Genomic DNA, 16,920 nt, shown 5'->3' on the forward strand with positions numbered 1-16,920 from the left:
AAACGGTGGAAGCTACTCGCTGAGCTTCACCCACTCTTCTTCCGTCATCGTCTGCACGCCGAGTTCGGCGGCCTTGCGGGCCTTCGAGCCGGCATTCTCGCCCACCACGACGAGGCTGGTCTTCTTCGATACGGAGTCGGTGACCTTGGCGCCCAGTTCCTCGGCGCGCGCCTTGGCGGCGTCGCGGGTCATCGTGGACAGCTCGCCGGTGAACACCACGATCTTGTCCTTGAGCCTGGCATCGGCGGCGACGACGCGGCGCTCGACCCGCTGGACCTCGAGCTGCTTCAGCAGGTCGCGGATGATTTCGACATTGTGGCCTTCGCCGAAGAAGGCGCACATCGCGTCCGCCGTGGTGACGCCGATCTGCTCGATGTTGCAGAGCCGGCCGTAGCTCGGCCCGACCGTCTCGGAGGCCTTCTCCTTCTTCGCCGCATCGGGATGCGTCTCGCGCTCCTTTGCGGCGGCCAGCATCTCGCCCAGCCAGGCATCGGCATCGCCGTATTCCTGCGCCAGGATCTTGGCCGTGGCCTCGCCGATCAGCGGGATGCCGATGGCGTTGATGAAGCGGTCGAGCGAGATGGTGCGGCGCGCCTCGATGGCGGCGATGAGGTTTCGCACCGACAGGTCGCCCCAGCCCTCGCGCTTCTTGATGTCGGCTTCGTGCTTGGGCAGCCGGAAGATATCGCCCGGCACCTTGAGCAGCCCGTCGTTGAAGAAGTTCTCGATGTGCGTGCCGCCCAGCCCCTCGATGTCGAAGCAGTTGCGCGACACGAAGTAGCGCAGGCGCTCGACCTGCTGGAACGGGCATTCGAGGCCGCCGGAGCAGCGCCGCACCACGCCGCCCTCCTCGGCCTTCACCTCGGTCTCGAGCGGACAGGGGCAATGCGTGGGGAAGTGATACTTCCTGGCATTCTTCGGCCGCTCCTCGGGCACGAAGCCCAGCACCTGCGGGATCACGTCGCCGGCGCGCTGGATCGTCACCATGTCGCCGACCCGCACGTCGAGCCGCTCGATCTCGTCGGCATTGTGCAAGGTTGCACGCGCCACCATGACACCGCCCACGTTTACCGGCTCGAGATCGGCCACCGGTGTCAACGCGCCGGTGCGGCCGACCTGGATGTTGATCGCATTCAATCGCGTCCGCGCCTGTTCGGCCGGGAACTTGTGCGCCGTCGCCCAGCGCGGCGCACGGCTCACGAAGCCCAGGCGTTCCTGCCAGTCGATGCGGTCGACCTTGTAGACGACGCCGTCGATGTCATAGGGCAGCGACGGACGCTCGACGGCGATCTTCTCGTAGAAGGCGCGCACCTCGTCCGGCGTGCGGCAGAGCTCGGTCAGGGGATTGGTCTTGAAGCCCCACGCCTTGAGCAGCTTCAGGTATTCGCTGTGCGTCTTCCAGGAGCGCGGCTCGGCCTCGCCCCAGGCATAGGCGAAGAAGCGCAGGGGGCGCGTCGCGGTGATGCTCGCGTCGAGCTGGCGCAGCGAGCCCGCCGCGGCGTTGCGCGGGTTGGCGAAGGTCTTCTCGCCCGCCTCTTCCTGGCGCCGGTTCATCTCCTGGAACGCCTCGCGCTCCATATAGACCTCGCCGCGCACGTCGATCGACTTCGGGAACCCGTCCTTGCCGTGCGCCTTCAGCGCGTGCGGGATGTCCTTCACCGTGCGCAGGTTGGCCGTCACGTCCTCGCCCGTGGTGCCGTCGCCGCGCGTCGCGCCCTGCACGAACTCGCCATCCTCGTAGCGCAGGCTGATCGACAGACCGTCGATCTTGGCCTCGCAGCTGAAAGCGATCTCGTCCTCGGGCCCGATGTTGGTCTCACGCTCCAGGCCGCGGCGCACGCGGTCGAGGAACTCCTGCAGCTCCTCAAGGGTGAAGCAGTTGTCGAGCGACAGCATCGGCCGGCGATGCGTCACCTTGGCGAAGGCCGTCGTCGGCGTCGGCGCGACCCTCTGCGTCGGGCTGAACATGTCGACGATCTGCGGGAAGCGCGCCTCGATCGCCTTCAGCCGCTGACGAAGCTTGTCGTACTCGGCGTCCGAGATCTCCGGCTCGTCCTTCTCGTGATAGAGCTTGTCGTGGTGGACGATCTCCTCGGCCAGGCGCTTGTGCTCGCCCCGCGCCTGCCGCTCCGTCATCTTGTCGACCGCAAGTGCGGCCACGACCTTCGCTGCCCGGGACATCGCGCGCTCCTAGCCTGCCGTCGCCAGCAAGCGATCGGCTGCGGCGCGCGCCTCCACGGTCACTTCGGCGCCCGACAACATGCGCGCGATCTCCTCGCGGCGGCCCGTAGCGTCCAGGGCCAGCACGTCGGTGCTGGCGGCCGTGCGCGTCGTGGTCTTGCGGATCAGCCAGTGGCGGTCGGCGACCGCGGCGACCTGCGGCGAATGGGTGACGACCAGCACCTGCACGTCCCTGGCCAGCCGCTTCAAGCGCTCTCCGACGGCCGCCGCAGTGGCGCCGCCGATGCCCGAATCGACCTCGTCGAACACGATGGTCGGTGCGTCGCCGACCTTGGCGAGGCAGACCTTGAGTGCCAGCAGGAAGCGCGAGAGCTCGCCGCCGGACGCGATCTTGGCAATCGGCGCCGGCGGCGCGCCGGGATTGGTCGAGACGGTGAACTGCACGCGATCGGTGCCCGCCCCCGACCATTCGGCTTCAGGCAAGGCCGCCACCTCGGTGACAAACTTCGCCCGCTCCAGCTTGAGCGGCGCCAGTTCGGCGGCCACCGCCCTGTCGAGCTTGGCCGCACCCTTGCGCCGCGCGGCCGCCTGCGTTTCGGCGGCGGTCACGTAGGCCGCGCGTGCCGCCTTCGCCGCGGCGGCGAGCTTCTTCAGCCCGGCCTCGCCATCGTCGAGCGCCGCGAGCTGCGCCGAGAACTTCTCCGAAAGCGCCGCAAGCCCGGCCACGGCGACATTGTGCTTGCGCGCGAGCGCCCGCAACGCAAACAGCCGCTCCTCGATCTTCTCGAGTCGCGCCGGATCGAACTCCAGCCCGTCACGCGCCATCTCGAGCTGGGCCTGTGCTTCCGTCGCCTCGCTGAGCGCCCGATCGAGCGCCGCCAGTGGCGCATCGAGCCGGCCCGCGGCTTTGTCGGCATTGCGTTCGACCAGGCGATGCGCGGTCCGGAGGCTCGCGACGGCGCCGCGGCCCTGCTCCAGCTCGCCCAGCGCCTGGGTGACCGCTTCGCCCAGCGCACTGCCGGCCCGCAACAGCTGACGTTCGCTCGCCAGCGTCTCCTCGTCGTCGGCCTTCGGCGCCAGGGCATCCAGTTCCTTCACCGCGTGGCGCAGGAAGTCCTCATCGCGCCGCGCTGCCTCTTCCGTCGCCTGCGCGTCGGCGTGAGCCTGCTCGGCGGATCGCCAGGCCGTCCACGTGGAGGCAACGGCCGCCGCCTGTTTCTCCAGGCCGGCGAAGGCGTCGAGCGAGGCGCGGTGCGTTCCCGTGTCGAGCAGGCCGTGCTGTTCCATCTGCCCCTGGATCTCGACCAGCGTGTCGCCGAGCCGGCGCAGCAGCGCGACCGAGGCCGGCTGGTCGTTGACGAAGGCACGGCCACGCCCGTCGGCGCCGATCATGCGGCGCAAGGTCAGGACGTCCTCTTCGTCGAGACCCTGCTCGGCGAGGACCGATCGCGCAGGATGGTCGCGCGGCAGATCGAAGGAGGCGGCAATCGAGGCCTGGGCAGCGCCGCGCCGCACCGCGCCCGATTCGGCACGGGCGCCCAGCGCCAGGCCCAGCGCGTCGATCAGGATCGACTTGCCGGCGCCGGTCTCACCGGTCAGCGCGCCGAGGCCGCCGCCGTGAGCGAAATCGAGGTCGAGCTTCTCGATCAGCACGAAGTCGCGGATCGAAAGCGTGGCGAGCATGCCGGACGGTCAGAAGATGCTGGAGAACCAGCCGCGCTTCTCGTCGGCCGGCCGTGTGCCCTCGCCGGTCATCAGGAAGTAACTGTCCTGATACCATTCGCTGCCGGGGAAATTGTAGCCGAGCACGGCCGCCGCTTCCTGGGCCTCGCTCTTCACGCCGAGCGCGAGGTAGGTCTCGACCAGCCGGTGCAGCGCCTCGGGCACATGCGTCGTCGTCTGGTAGCGCTCGATCACCACGCGGTAGCGGTTGATGGCGCCGACATACTGCTGGTTGGTCTGGTAGTAGCGGCCGACCGCCATCTCCTTGCCGGCAAGATGGTCGATGCAGAGCTCGACCTTGAGGCGCGCGTCGCGGGCATAGGGCGATTCGGGGAAACGCTTCACGACCTCGGCCAGCGCATCGAGTGCCTGCTGGGTGGTGCGCTGGTCGCGGCCGACGTCGGAGATCTGCTCGTAGTAGCAGAGCGCCTTCAGATAGTAGGCGTAGGGCAGGTCGCGATGGCCGGGATGGAGCTGGATGAAGCGATCCAACGCGATGATGGCATCGTCGTACTTGTTGGACTGGTAATAAGCGAAGGCCGCCATGATCTGGGCCTTGGTCGCCCACACCGAATAGGGATGCTGGCGATCGACCTCTTCGAAGCTCTTGGCCGCCGTCTTGTATTCCTGTTGGCCAAGGGCATCGAGGCCGCGATTGTACAGCTGCTCGACGGGCTGCTCGACGTACTTGTCGTCGTCCGAGCCGCCGCATGCGGACAGTCCGAACGCCGCCAAGGCCAGCGCCAGCCCCGCAACGATGCGACGGCCCTTACCCACAACCAACTTCGACATGTCCCATCCGCAATGAACTTCGTGCCGGCGCGTTATATCATGTGCCAGCGAAAAAAAGAGGGGCCGGACGGCCCCTCAGGAAGATGCGTGAAGAGCAGAATTCCTGCGTCAGTTGGCTTGCCGCCGCAGGAATGCCGGAATTTGCAGGTCGTCATCATCGCGCGCGGGTTTCGCACGCTCCGTGACATCAAGGCTGATCGAGGTCTGGACCGGCGCGGGGCGCGAAACCGGAGCCTTCGGGGCCACCGCAACGACATTGTCAGGGGCCGGCGCGGGCGCCGGACGCGCGACGGGCGGCTCGGCCGGAGCGGCTGCCGTCGTCGCGGGCTTCGGTGCCGAGAAAGCACCGGTGATGCGCTGGAACAGGTTCGGCGCACGATTGTCGGTCGCCGGGCGGGCGGCCGTCGGCCGCGTGACCGGTTCGGCCCGCACGGGTGCCTTGGCCGTCGAGGGACGGCTGATGCGCCAGTCGTTCTCGTCGACCAGCGGACGCTGCGGGGCTGCCGGCGCGGGCGCCGGAGCCGGCGCGACCGCGACGGGAGCCGGGATCGGTGCGGGCGCCGGGGCGACCGGCGCTTCCATCACGGGCTCTTCGAACGGCGCTTCGTACGCCGGAGCAGGCGTCGGCATCGAAGCCATCATCGGTGCAGCCGGAGCGGCAGCAGCGACCGGCGCTTCGTACACTGGAGCCGGCGGTGCAACGGCGACCGGCGGAGCCGGCGGCGCGACGGGAGCGGCCGGCATCACCGGTGCCGGCGCGGCCACGGCAGCGGCCGGCATGGCGACGCGACCCATCGGTGGCGCGACCGGGCGGCTGAGCGCCGGCTGGCCGGTCTGCATCGGCCGGTTCATGTCGAGCGACAGGTAGTTCGGCGCGGGCTGCTGGGCAGCCATGGCGGCGATGCCGGTGGCGACCACCGACACGCGCATGCGGCCATCCATCGTGGCATCGAAGGTCGAGCCGAAGATGATGTTGGCGTCGCCGTCCACTTCCTCACGGATGCGGTTGGCCGCTTCGTCGACTTCGTGCAGCGTCATGTCGAGGCCGCCGGTGATGTTGATGAGAACGCCCTTGGCGCCCTTCATCGAATGATCTTCCAGCAGCGGGTTGGAGATCGCCGACTCAGCAGCGACGCGGCTGCGGTCCGGCCCTTCCGCCTCGCCCGTGCCCATCATCGCCTTGCCCATCTCGCCCATGACGGTGCGGATGTCGGCGAAGTCGAGGTTGATGAGGCCCGGCATGACCATGAGATCGGTGACGCCGCGCACGCCCATGTGCAGCACGTCGTCGGCCATCTTGAAGGCGTCGGCGAACGTCGTCTTCTCGTTGGCGATCTTGAACAGGTTCTGGTTGGGGATGACGATCAGCGTGTCGACAACCTTCTCCAGCTCCGTGATGCCCTGCTCGGCCGACTGCATGCGGCGGCGGCCTTCGAAGTGGAACGGCTTGGTCACGACGCCGATGGTGAGGATGCCCTGCTCGCGCGCCGCGGCGGCGATGACGGGCGCCGCACCGGTGCCGGTGCCGCCGCCCATGCCGGCGGTGACGAACACCATGTTCGCGCCGTCGAGGAGCTGAAGGATCTCGGGCAGCGCTTCCTCGGCGGCCTGGCGGCCGACCTCGGGCCGTGCGCCGGCGCCAAGTCCCTGGGTGATGGTGATGCCGAGCTGCACGCGCCGGTCGGCGAGCGACTGGCTGAGCGCCTGCGAGTCGGTATTCGCAACGATGAACTCCACGCCTTCCAGCGCAGCGCTGATCATGTTGTTGACGGCGTTTCCGCCCGCGCCACCGACACCGACGACGGTAATGCGCGGCTTAATCTCGGACTCCGTCTGAGGGAGACTGAGGTTGATTGTCATTCGGTTTTCTCCACGCAAACGAGGGGGTTATCTGCTCGGAGCGACAGCGTGGACCTCCTGTTTTGTTAGAGACCCTTCACCGCCACCGGCTTTTTCTTGTCTTTATGTCTATAGCCTGTGGGATCTGCCTTATCCCGCACAACATATTGCCTAAAAGTTTTCTCTAATCCAACTGCCAATCCGGCCGATTCGACTCGACGGTACTTCGTTCGCCGCCGGTTGGCTTTGCGTCACCGCATGATTCTGGAGCGCGAAGGACAGAAGACCGGCGGCTGCGGAAAATGCCGGCCCGCCTGTCGAATCCGCGAGTCCCGCAAGACGGAGCGGTGCACCGGTGCGCACCTTCTTGTTGAGAATCGCGGCGGCGACTTCGGGAACACCATCGAGTTGGCAGCCGCCGCCGACCAAAACAGCGCGTCCGCCGGCCAACTTATCCACACCAGATGCTTCGAGTCGGCTGCGCACGAGCTCGAACGTCTCCTCGACTCGCGGACGAATGATGCCGACGAGGATCGAACGCGGAATGTGGTTGGGCCGCGTGCGATCTTCCTCGCCGATCAGCGGCACATCGATGATGTCGTACTCGTCGTTGGGCTTGATGACGGCGCGGCCGATCTGCGTCTTCATCCGCTCTGCATGGGCGACCGGGGTCGACAGGCCGCGCGCGATGTCGCGCGTGACATGCTCGCCGCCGACCGGGATCGAATCGACGTGCACCAGGTGGCCTTCATAAAAGACGGCGATCGACGTCGTGCCGGCGCCCATGTCGATCAGGGTCACACCGAGGTCACGCTCGTCCGAGACCAGCGAGCTGAGGCCCGCGGCATGGGCGGCGACCACGCGGTCGGCGATCTCGAGGTGGGCGCGGCGCACGCAGACCTGCAGGTTGCGCATCGCGCCGCTCGCCGCGGTCACCAAATGGACATCGACGCCCAGCCGCTCGCCGAACATGCCGCGGGCGTCGCGGACCGGCGTGCCGTCGACCGTGTAGCCGATGGCGGCGGAATGGATGATGTCGCGGTCGGCCGTCTCGGCCGGGAGCTGGATGTGCTGCTGGACGCGGCGGACGTCGCGCTCGCCGATCTCGTGATGGCCGATCGCGACTTCGAGGCTCTGATTGTGCGAGGCGGCCGAGCCGCCGCTCACGCCGACGATGACGTCGCGCACCTGCTCGCCGCACATTTCCTCTGCGGTCGACACGGCGGAGGAGATGGCGCGGGTGGCGGCTTCCATGTCGACGATGTTGCCGGAGCGCATCCCGAGCGCGGGCTGATGGCCGATGCCGACCACGCGGAGCCCCTGTCCGTCGACACGGGCAACAAAGCAAACGACCTTGTTCGTTCCGATGTCGAGCGCCGCTATGACGCCATTTCTCGTCTTCGCCACGATGTCCCCCGTCTACGCGTACACTCGCGAGTTAGTCGATTCTACGCTGGCCCCGGCGTCGCGTCGCCTGGATTGCGCTTTCTGAGATAAAGTTTATCGGGCAGTCGCAGATCGACGACGCCGAATTCACGCGACAGCAGCTTGTGCTGCCCATCGAGCTTGGCGAGATGCTGGAGGGCCGCGACGGCGTCCTCCTCCGGCAGCCAGATCTCGACGCCGTTGTTCAGGATCAGATTCCAGCGGCGCTGCCCGACCCAGACGGCGGAGCGCAGCTGCTGCGCAACCGTCGGCTCATAGGTGAGCAGCAGCAGCAGGTCGCCGACATGGTCCGGGGCGCCGGTGCCGCCCAGCAGCAGGAGCTTCTCGGCGCCGGGCGGCATGCGGCTCGCCCGCACCGTGCGGCCGTTGGCATCGATCAGCGTGTATTCGTTGCCGTTTTGCCAGATCGCGACGGCGCGGCGTTCCTTCATCGTGACATAGAGCGTGTCCGGCAGGCGGCGCTCGACCGTCGCCCATTCGACCCAGTCGATGGCTTCGAGTCGCTTGCGGGAAGCCTGCAGGTCGATGCCGAGCAGCGAGTCGCCGCGGCTGACGTTCAGCGCCGCCAGAAGATCGGCGCGCTCGACATAGTCGCGGCCCTCGACGGTGACGTCGGCCAGCTTGAACGGCGTGATGGCGCCCACGACCGTGCGCGAGATCGAGTCCAACTGGTTCTGCGCCTCGACCAGCCAGCCCTCGCGCCAGGCCCACCAGCCGCCTCCGCCGCCGCAGCCCAACAGCAGGACGATGGCACCCAGCAGCACCGGCTGCTTCCAGAACGGACGGCCGGTCTTGCGGACCGGTCCACGCTTCTTGCGCCGGTCGTAGTCGCGGCGCGGCGCGGCGCCGGCCTTGGGCGTGGCTGTCTTCTTCGCGGCGCTCACGAGGGCTGCCTCGCGTGCTCGACCATCCAGGTCATGAGCTCGGACCAAGAGATGCCGGCCCACTTGGCCTGCTCCGGCGCCAGCGACAGCGGCGTCATGCCGGGCTGGGTATTGAGTTCGAGGATGACCAGGCCCGACGTGCCGGGCTGCGTGTCGTCCCAGCGGAAGTCGGCCCGGCTCAGCCCGTTGCAGCCCAGCGCCTCGTGCGCCATCAGGGCCCACTGGCGGGCGAGTTCATAGACATCCTCGGGCACCGGCGCCGGCACCAGATGCTCGGTGATGCCGTCGGTGTACTTGGCCTCGTAATCGTAGAAGCGCGTGCGCGGCCGCAGCTCGGTGACGGCGACGGCATGGTCGTCCATCACGGCCACCGTGAGCTCGCGGCCCGGCACGAACTTCTCGACCAGCACGCGTTCGCCGAACGCCGCCTCGGCCGCCTCGACGGCCGCCAGATTGTCGCCGTCGCGCACGATATGGACGCCGACGCTCGATCCCTGGTCGATCGGCTTCACGACATAGGGCCGGGCCATCGGATCGCCCGAGGCCAGCGAGCGGCGCTCGATCACCTTGCCGTCGGCCACTCTGAGGCCCAGGGACGTGAAGACGTGGCGCGCCATCGGCTTGTCCATGGCGATGGCCGAGGCCAGCACGCCGGAATGCGTATAGGGCACGCGCATGATCTCGAGGACGCCCTGGATGCAGCCATCCTCGCCGTAGCGGCCGTGCAATGCGTTGAACACCACGTCCGGCCCGCCACCATTGGCGGGGCGCAGGAAATCGACCAGCGCGCGCAGGTCGCGCTTCACGTCGTACTCGACGACCTCGTGCCCGCCTTCGCGCAAACCCTCGGCGCAGGCCTTGCCGCTCACCAGGGAGACTTCACGCTCAGGCGACCAGCCGCCCATCAGGACTGCAACGCGCTTCATTGCCCTGCTCTCCCCGCCGGTTCGCCGATGCGCCGGATCTCCCATTCGAGCTGCACGCCGGTCTTTTCCAGCACGCGGCGGCGCACTTCCTCGCCCAGCGCCTCGATGTCGGTCGCCGTGGCCTCGCCGAGGTTGATCAGGAAGTTGCAGTGCTTCTCGGAAACCTGGGCCTCGCCGATTCGCAGGCCGCGGCAGCCGGCCTTGTCGACCAGCTGCCAGGCCTTGTGACCCGGCGGATTGACGAAGGTCGAGCCGCCGGTCCGGCTGCGCGGCTGGGAGTCGGTGCGGGCGGCGTCGATCTCGGCGATGCGGCGGGCGATGGCGAGTTGGTCCCCCGGCGTCGCGCGCAGGCGCGCCGAGGTGAAGATCCAGTCGCCCGGCGCCTCGCTGTGACGATAGCTGAAGCCCATCGCGGCGGTCGCAACCGCATGGACCTTGCCCGCGCGATCGACGGCTTCGGCGGAGACGAGGACCTGCGCCAGGTCGCCTTCATAGGCGCCGGCATTCATGCGCAGCGCGCCGCCGATCGTGCCGGGAATGCCGCTCAGGAACTCGAGACCGGCCAGCGCATGATCGCGCGCCGTCAGCGCGACGTTGAGATCGGGAGCGCCCGCACCGGCCACGACCTCATGTCCTTCGACCGCAATGCCGGTGAAACCGCGCAGCAGGCGGATCACCACGCCCTTCACGCCGCCGTCGCGCACCAGGATATTGGAGCCGACGCCCAGCACCGTGACCGGCACGTCCGACGGAAGTGCAGCCATGAAAGAAGCGAGATCCTCGACATCGGCCGGCCGGAACAGGACCTCGGCCGGACCACCCGCGCGGAACCAGGTCTGCGGGCCGAGCGGCGCATCGGCAGTCAGCCGTCCGCGCGGCCGGGGCAGCCGGTCGATCAGGTGGGGAGTCGAGGTCGCGAGAGCCATCATGCCGCCGATCCGCTGTGGGAGCCGGAGTCGTTGGCGATGGCGCGCGGGCCGGCCTTCTCGGCCGCAAGCTGCTGGATCTGGCCGGGCAGCGCATGTGCCCAGGCGGTGATGTTGCCGGCGCCGAGGCAGACCACGACGTCGCCCGGGCGCGCCATGTCCCAGATCATCTCCGGCAACTCGCCCGGTCCGCCGAGCGGCGCCACGTCGCGATGGCCGGCGCGCTGCACCAGACCCACCAGCATGTCGCGATTGACGCCCTCGATCGGCGCCTCGCCGGCGGCATAGACGTCGGCGATGATCACGGCATCGGCGTCGGAGAAGCAGGTGGCGAACTCGGCGCGCAGCGCGCCGAGGCGCGAGTAGCGATGCGGCTGCATGACGGCGATGACCCGGCCCGAGCCGCCATAGGCCTGGCGGGCGGCGCGCAAGGTGACGGCGATCTCGACAGGATGATGGCCGTAATCGTCGATCACCGTGATGCCGTGCGCCTCGCCGGTCTTGGTGAACCGCCGCTTCACGCCGCCGAACGACGTGAGCGCGCGACGAATCGTGTCGTCGGGCAGGCCCATCTCCTGCGCCACGGCGATGGCCGCCAGCGCGTTCTGCACATTGTGCTGGCCGAACATCGGCAGGCGCATGCCGGTGATGATGCGCGATTCGTTGGTAGCGCGGTTCTCGACCATGACGTCGAAGTCGGCGCCGCCGCGATCCAGCTTCAGGTTGAGGGCGCGCACGTCGGCATTGGCGCCGATGCCATAGGTGATGATGCGGCGATCGGCGATGCGCGGGATCAGCGCCTGGACCTCGGGATGGTCGGAGCAGAGCACGGCGAAGCCGTAGAAGGGAATGTTCTCGACGAAGCGCACGAAGGCGTCGCGCAGCGCGTCGAAGGTGCCGTAATGGTCGAGATGCTCGGGATCGACGTTGGTCACCACGGCAATGGTGGCCGGCAGGCGCAGGAACGAGCCGTCGGATTCGTCGGATTCGACGACCATCCAGTCGCCCGCGCCCAGGCGGGCGTTGGTGCCGTAGGCGTTGATGATGCCGCCGTTGATGACCGTCGGATCGAGGCCGCCGGCATCGAGCATCGAGGCGACCAGCGAGGTGGTGGTCGTCTTGCCGTGCGTGCCGCCGACGGCGATCGACCATTTGAGGCGCATCAGCTCGCCCAGCATCTCGGCGCGGCGCACGACCGGCACGTGGCGGGTGCGGGCCGCCAGCACCTCGGGATTGTCCTTCTTGACCGCGCTCGACACGACCAGGACCTGGGCGTTGCCGACATTCTCGGCGCGATGGCCGATCATCACCTTCATGCCGAGCTCGGCGATGCGGCGGGTATTGGCGCTCTCGGCGACGTCACTGCCCTGCACCTTGTAGCCGAGATTGTGCAGCACCTCGGCGATGCCCGACATGCCGATGCCGCCGATGCCGACGAAGTGGATGAGACCGAGATCGAGCGGCAGCGCCCTCATGCGGCGACTCCTGAAACGGAAGGCGAGAGAGGAAGAGAGATCATGTCGCCGACGACGTCGGCCAGCCGTGCGGCGGCGTCGGGACGTCCGGCCGCATGCGCCGCTGCCGCCATTGCGGCCAGGCGCTCGGGCTGTTCGATCAGCGCCGTCAGATGGCCGGCCAGGGCATCGACCGTGAACGACGCATGCGGCAGCACGATGCAGGCGCCCGTCGCCTCGAAGGCACGCGCATTGGCGGTCTGGTGGTCGTCGGCGGCGTAGGGATAGGGCACCAGGATCGACGGCCGGCCGATGGTGGCCAGCTCGGCGACCGTCGAGGCGCCGGAGCGGCCGATCACGAGATGGGCGGCGGCCATGCGGCGCGGCAGGTCGGCGAAGAACGGCGCCATCTCGGCAACCACGCCCGCCTTGACGTAGCTGGTGCGCACCCGGTCGATGCTTTCGGGCCGACACTGCTGCACGATGCGCAGCCGTGACCGCACCGCCTGCGGAAGCGAGAGAACGGCCTGCGGGATGACTTCGCCGAACGAGGCCGCGCCCTGGCTGCCGCCGAAGACCAGCAGATCGATCACCCGCCCCTCGGCCGGCGCGCGATAGGGCAGGTCCCGCAGCTCCCGCACGGCCTCGCGCACGGGATTGCCCACGAGCTGCGCGCGTGAATCGCCGTCGAGATAGCGGGTCTGGGCGAACGAAGTGGCGACGCGACCGGCGCCGCCGAGCACGAGACGGTTGGCACGCCCCAGCACGGCATTCTGTTCGTGAAGCATCGCCGGCAGCCCGCGCAGGCGGGCGGCGATCATGGTCGGCACCGAGGCGTAGCCGCCGAAGCCCACCACCGCCGACGGGCCGATGCGGCCCAGTGCCCGCCAGGCGTCGAACAGGCCGAGCGCCAGCGAGAACAGCGCCTTCACCTTCCTGGCCGGCGAACCGGTCGGGCTTGCCGAGCGGATATAGTGGATCGGCCGGCGCGACAGCGCGCCCTGCCATTGCCGGCCGCGTGAATCGGTCACCAGGGTGAAGGGCACGCCACGCGCCTCGAGCTCGCCGGCCAGTGCCTCGGCGGGGAACACGTGCCCGCCGGTGCCGCCGGTCGCCAAGACCACAGGGCGCACATTCGCCATCAGACAGCCTCCCTCAGGCCGGCATGCTCGCGCGTCAGCGACAGCATCATGCCGACGCAGATCGCCATCGCCAGGGCGGACGAGCCGCCATAGGAGATGAACGGCAGGGTCATGCCCTTGGCGGGGATGAGCTGGATGGTCGAGGCCATGTTGATCGCGGCCTGCAGGCCGAACTGAACGGCGAGACCGCTGGCCGCCAGGGTGATGAACAGGCTGGTCTCCTTCGAGGCGCGCGACATCGAACGCAGGGTCACGAAGGCGAACAGAGCGAGGATCATGAGGCAGACGACGAGGCCGAACTCCTCGCCGGCTACGGCCATGACGAAGTCGGTATGCGCGTCGGGAAGCTGCGCCTTCACCGTGCCCTCGCCCGGCCCGCGGCCGAACAGCGAGCCGTTCATGAAGGCCTCGAGCGAGGTGTTGACCTGGTAGTTGTCGCCCGACGACGGATCGAGGAAGCGGTCGAAGCGGCTGCGCACGTGGCTGAAGAGGAAGTAGGCGCCGACCAGGCCGCTCACGCCGGCGATCGCGGCGAAACCCGCGACCCACATCGGCAGGCCGACGACGAAGAGCTGGACGCCCCAGACGGCAGCGACGACGACGCTCATGCCGAGGTCGGGCTGCATCACCAGCAGCGCCAGCACGCCGCCGACCAGAACGGTCGACAGGAGATAGCCCGGCGCCCGCCGTTCGGTGCGGCTCTGCGCCAGCAGCCAGGCCGAGATCACGGCGAGGCTCGGCTTCACGAACTCCGACGGCTGCACGCTCGACAGGCCCGGCACGGCAATCCAGCGCCGCGCGCCCTTGATTTCGATGCCGATCACGAAGGTCGCGGCCAGCAGCAGGATGCTGCCGCAGAAGACAAGCAATGCCAGGCGCCTCACGTGCCGCGGCGAGGCGAGCGAGATCGCCAGCATGACGAGGAGCGCCAGCGGCAGGAACAGGAACTGGCGCTTGGCGAAGAGGAAGGAGTCGGCGCCGATGCGCTCGGCCGCCGGCGGCGATGCCGCCAGGGTCAGCATGACGCCGAAGGCCATGATCGCCAGGATCGCGCCCAGCGACCAGCGGTCGACGGTCCACCACCATTGACCGATCACACTGCGATCGTCGCGCGGAACCTGGATCAAGCCGCCCTCCCCAAAACCTCGGCGCCCGGCAGCGCCCGCGCCATGGCGCGGAACGCATCCCCCCGATGCTCGTAACTCTTCCACTGGTCCCACGAGGCGCACGCCGGCGACAGCAGCACCACGGCCGGACCGGCGGCTTCGCGCTGCGCCAGCGCATGCGCCGCATCCAGCGCCGACTGCAGGTCGCCGCAGCGGCTGTAGGGCAGCTTGCCGTCGAGCTGGCCGGCGAACAGCTCGGTCGCCTCGCCGATCAGGAAGGCATGGCGGATGCGGTCGAAGTAGGTGGCGAGCGGCGCCACGCCACCCTCCTTCGCCTGGCCGCCAAGGATCCAGTAGATGTCGTCGTAGCTCGACAACGCCCGCGCCGTGGCGTCGGCGTTCGTGGCCTTGCTGTCGTTGATGTAGACGACGGTGCCGACGGCGGCGACCCTCTCCTGGCGGTGCGGCAGGCCGGGATAGGTGCGCATGCCGGCGACGATCGTCTCGCGCGGCACGTCGAGCCAGCGGCAGACGGCCCAGGCGCAGGCCGCGTTCTGCGCATTGTGGTCACCCGGCAGGGTCAGCACGTCGGAGAAGTCGACCGTGTAGCCGTCGGCATCGACCAGCATGCCGGCGCGGTAGGAGATGCCGTTGGCGACGGGGCGATCGAGCGCCACCGGCACGCAGGCGATGCCGGACCGCGCCGCCATCTCATGCGCGACTTCGCGCGACGGCTCGTCCTCGGTGCCGATCACGACGCAGTCGCCGGCGCGCTGGCGGTCGAAGATGTGCTTCTTGGCGGCCACATAGCCCGCGATGTCGCCATGCCGGTCGATATGATCCGGCGTGATGTTGAGCCAGACCGCGATGTCGGCGCGGAAGGTCTGCAGCAGCTCGAGCTGGTAGGAGGAAAGCTCCAGCACGTAGAGGCCGCCTTTGCCGAGCGGTTCGAGATCGAGCGCACCGCGGCCGATATTGCCGCCGACTTCGCAGCGCGCGCCGGCCTGCTGGAGGATATGGCCGATCAGCGCCGTCGTCGTCGACTTGCCGTTGGTGCCGGTGATGGCGACGAACTGCGCCTCGGGCTGCGCCCGGGCCAGCAGCTCGACATCGCAGATGATCGGCTTGCCGGCGGCGCGCGCGGCGACCGCCACGGGATGCGGCACCGGCAAGGTGCTGGGAATGCCCGGGCTGATCACCAGCGCCGTGATGCCCGACCAGTCGATCGTCACCGGATCGGCGATCCGGGCGCCGAGTTGCGCCGCCGCGTCACGCGACGCCGAATTGTCGTCCCAGGCGACGCACTCGATCCCGGCCGCCCGCAGGGCGCGCACGGTCGCCAGGCCGGAGCGAGCGAGCCCCAGCACGACGAACGACGAACCCTTGAGGACGGCGAGATCGATCATCCGCTTACCTCAGCTTCAGGGTGGCGAGGCCGGCCATCGCCAGGATGGCGGCGATGATCCAGAAGCGGAAGACGATGGTGGGCTCGGCCCAGCCCTTCTGCTCGAAATGATGGTGCAGCGGCGCCATGCGGAAGACCCGCTTGCCGGTCCATTTGTAGGACAGGACCTGCACGATCACCGAGACCGTCTCGAGGACGAACAGGCCGCCCACGATCGACAGCACGATCTCGTGCTTGGTGACCACGGCAACCGCGCCCAGCGCACCGCCGATGGCGAGCGAGCCGGTGTCGCCCATGAACACCATGGCAGGCGGCGCGTTGAACCATAGGAAGCCGAGGCCGGCGCCGACGAGGGCCGACAGCAGCACCGCCAGTTCGCCCGAGCGCGGCACGTGGTGGAGATAGAGGTAGTTGGTGAGGATCGTGTTGCCGACCACGTAGGCGATCAGGCCGAACACCGCCGAGGCCATGATGACCGGGCCGATGGCGAGACCGTCGAGGCCGTCGGTCAGGTTGACGGCATTCGAGGTGCCCGCGATCACCAGCACGCCGAACGCGACGAAGCCCACGACGCCGAGCGGGATCAGCAGGTCCTTGAGGAACGGCACGGCGAGTTGGTAGCGCAGCGGCGCCGGCGACGCCTGAGCGATCAGGTAGACCGCGATGCCGGAGGCCACGACCGTGAGCGCCAGCTTGACCTTGCCCGGCACGCCCTTGGGATTGCGCTTGGTGACCTTGAGGAAGTCGTCCCACAGGCCGACCGCGCCGAAAGCCAGGGTGACGCCCAGCACGATCCAGACATAGCGGTTGGTGAGGTCGGCCCACAGCAGGGTCGCGGTCGACAGGGTGATGAGGATCAGCAGGCCGCCCATCGTCGGCGTGCCCTTCTTGGTCATCAGGTGACTGGCCGGACCGTCGTCGCGGATCGGCTGTCCCTGCTTCTGCTTGCTGCGCAGCCAGCGGATCAGCGCGCCGCCGATCAGGAAGCTCAGCACCAGCGCCGTCAGGAAAGCCGCGATCGAGCGGAACGTCAGATAACGGAAGATGTTGAACGGCGTGAACAGGTCCGCCAGCGGATAGAGGAAATTGTAGAACAT

The 16,920-nt window shown here is 68.6% G+C and carries 13 protein-coding genes; all 13 read right to left on the reverse strand.

Annotated features, from left to right (window positions below; translation table 11 throughout):
- Positions 1-12: 12 nt before the first annotated feature.
- Positions 13-2,181, reverse strand: a complete 2,169-nt coding sequence (gene ligA, locus AC1ROX_RS12510) for an NAD-dependent DNA ligase LigA (RefSeq protein WP_493125927.1) — start codon at positions 2,179-2,181, stop codon at positions 13-15.
- 9 nt (positions 2,182-2,190) lie between these two features.
- Positions 2,191-3,864 (reverse strand): DNA repair protein RecN, encoded by a 1,674-nt coding sequence (recN, locus tag AC1ROX_RS12515; protein ID WP_493125929.1) that lies wholly within the window; start codon positions 3,862-3,864, stop codon positions 2,191-2,193.
- 9 nt (positions 3,865-3,873) lie between these two features.
- A complete protein-coding gene (locus AC1ROX_RS12520) occupies positions 3,874-4,695 on the reverse strand; it encodes an outer membrane protein assembly factor BamD (RefSeq protein ID WP_493125931.1) in 822 nt (273 codons plus the stop codon).
- A gap of 108 nt (positions 4,696-4,803) precedes the next feature.
- On the reverse strand, positions 4,804-6,555 hold the full coding sequence (gene ftsZ, locus AC1ROX_RS12525) for a cell division protein FtsZ (protein ID WP_493125933.1): 1,752 nt from the start codon (positions 6,553-6,555) through the stop codon (positions 4,804-4,806).
- 150 nt (positions 6,556-6,705) lie between these two features.
- Positions 6,706-7,941: a cell division protein FtsA gene (gene ftsA, locus AC1ROX_RS12530; RefSeq protein ID WP_493125935.1), complete on the reverse strand. Its 1,236-nt coding sequence runs from the start codon at positions 7,939-7,941 to the stop codon at positions 6,706-6,708.
- A 41-nt stretch (positions 7,942-7,982) separates the two neighbouring features.
- Positions 7,983-8,864, reverse strand: coding sequence for a cell division protein FtsQ/DivIB (locus AC1ROX_RS12535; protein WP_493125937.1), 882 nt, complete (start codon positions 8,862-8,864; stop codon positions 7,983-7,985).
- Entirely contained in the window at positions 8,861-9,790 is a 930-nt protein-coding gene (locus AC1ROX_RS12540) for a D-alanine--D-alanine ligase (RefSeq protein ID WP_493125939.1), read from the reverse strand. The genes AC1ROX_RS12535 and AC1ROX_RS12540 overlap by 4 nt, the downstream gene beginning before the upstream one ends.
- Positions 9,787-10,716, reverse strand: a complete 930-nt coding sequence (murB, locus tag AC1ROX_RS12545; protein ID WP_493126151.1) for a UDP-N-acetylmuramate dehydrogenase — start codon at positions 10,714-10,716, stop codon at positions 9,787-9,789. Before murB ends, AC1ROX_RS12540 begins: the two co-directional genes overlap by 4 nt.
- Positions 10,716-12,191 carry a UDP-N-acetylmuramate--L-alanine ligase gene (gene murC, locus AC1ROX_RS12550; protein WP_493125941.1) on the reverse strand — a complete coding sequence of 492 codons (1,476 nt, stop codon included), beginning with the start codon at positions 12,189-12,191 and terminating at the stop codon, positions 10,716-10,718. The genes murB and murC overlap by 1 nt, the downstream gene beginning before the upstream one ends.
- Positions 12,188-13,312, reverse strand: a complete 1,125-nt coding sequence (murG, locus tag AC1ROX_RS12555) for an undecaprenyldiphospho-muramoylpentapeptide beta-N-acetylglucosaminyltransferase (RefSeq protein ID WP_493125943.1) — start codon at positions 13,310-13,312, stop codon at positions 12,188-12,190. Before murG ends, murC begins: the two co-directional genes overlap by 4 nt.
- On the reverse strand, positions 13,312-14,439 hold the full coding sequence (locus tag AC1ROX_RS12560) for an FtsW/RodA/SpoVE family cell cycle protein (RefSeq protein WP_493125945.1): 1,128 nt from the start codon (positions 14,437-14,439) through the stop codon (positions 13,312-13,314). Before AC1ROX_RS12560 ends, murG begins: the two co-directional genes overlap by 1 nt.
- Entirely contained in the window at positions 14,436-15,824 is a 1,389-nt protein-coding gene (gene murD, locus AC1ROX_RS12565; RefSeq protein WP_493125947.1) for a UDP-N-acetylmuramoyl-L-alanine--D-glutamate ligase, read from the reverse strand. The genes AC1ROX_RS12560 and murD overlap by 4 nt, the downstream gene beginning before the upstream one ends.
- 4 nt (positions 15,825-15,828) lie before the next feature.
- Positions 15,829-16,920: a phospho-N-acetylmuramoyl-pentapeptide-transferase gene (gene mraY, locus AC1ROX_RS12570; protein WP_493125949.1), complete on the reverse strand. Its 1,092-nt coding sequence runs from the start codon at positions 16,918-16,920 to the stop codon at positions 15,829-15,831.

Source organism: Reyranella sp. GW821-FHT14A01, assembly GCF_058803965.1.

Bases quoted from the DNA above. Each gene is read 5' to 3' on its own strand.
- ligA (WP_493125927.1), bottom strand. From the start codon at position 2,181: ATGTCCCGGGCAGCGAAGGTCGTGGCCGCACTTGCGGTCGACAAGATG.
- recN (WP_493125929.1), bottom strand. From the start codon at position 3,864: ATGCTCGCCACGCTTTCGATCCGCGACTTCGTGCTGATCGAGAAGCTC.
- AC1ROX_RS12520 (WP_493125931.1), bottom strand. From the start codon at position 4,695: ATGTCGAAGTTGGTTGTGGGTAAGGGCCGTCGCATCGTTGCGGGGCTG.
- ftsZ (WP_493125933.1), bottom strand. From the start codon at position 6,555: ATGACAATCAACCTCAGTCTCCCTCAGACGGAGTCCGAGATTAAGCCG.
- AC1ROX_RS12540 (WP_493125939.1), bottom strand. From the start codon at position 9,790: ATGAAGCGCGTTGCAGTCCTGATGGGCGGCTGGTCGCCTGAGCGTGAA.
- murB (WP_493126151.1), bottom strand. From the start codon at position 10,716: ATGGCTCTCGCGACCTCGACTCCCCACCTGATCGACCGGCTGCCCCGG.
- murC (WP_493125941.1), bottom strand. From the start codon at position 12,191: ATGAGGGCGCTGCCGCTCGATCTCGGTCTCATCCACTTCGTCGGCATC.
- murG (WP_493125943.1), bottom strand. From the start codon at position 13,312: ATGGCGAATGTGCGCCCTGTGGTCTTGGCGACCGGCGGCACCGGCGGG.
- murD (WP_493125947.1), bottom strand. From the start codon at position 15,824: ATGATCGATCTCGCCGTCCTCAAGGGTTCGTCGTTCGTCGTGCTGGGG.
- mraY (WP_493125949.1), bottom strand. From the start codon at position 16,920: ATGTTCTACAATTTCCTCTATCCGCTGGCGGACCTGTTCACGCCGTTC.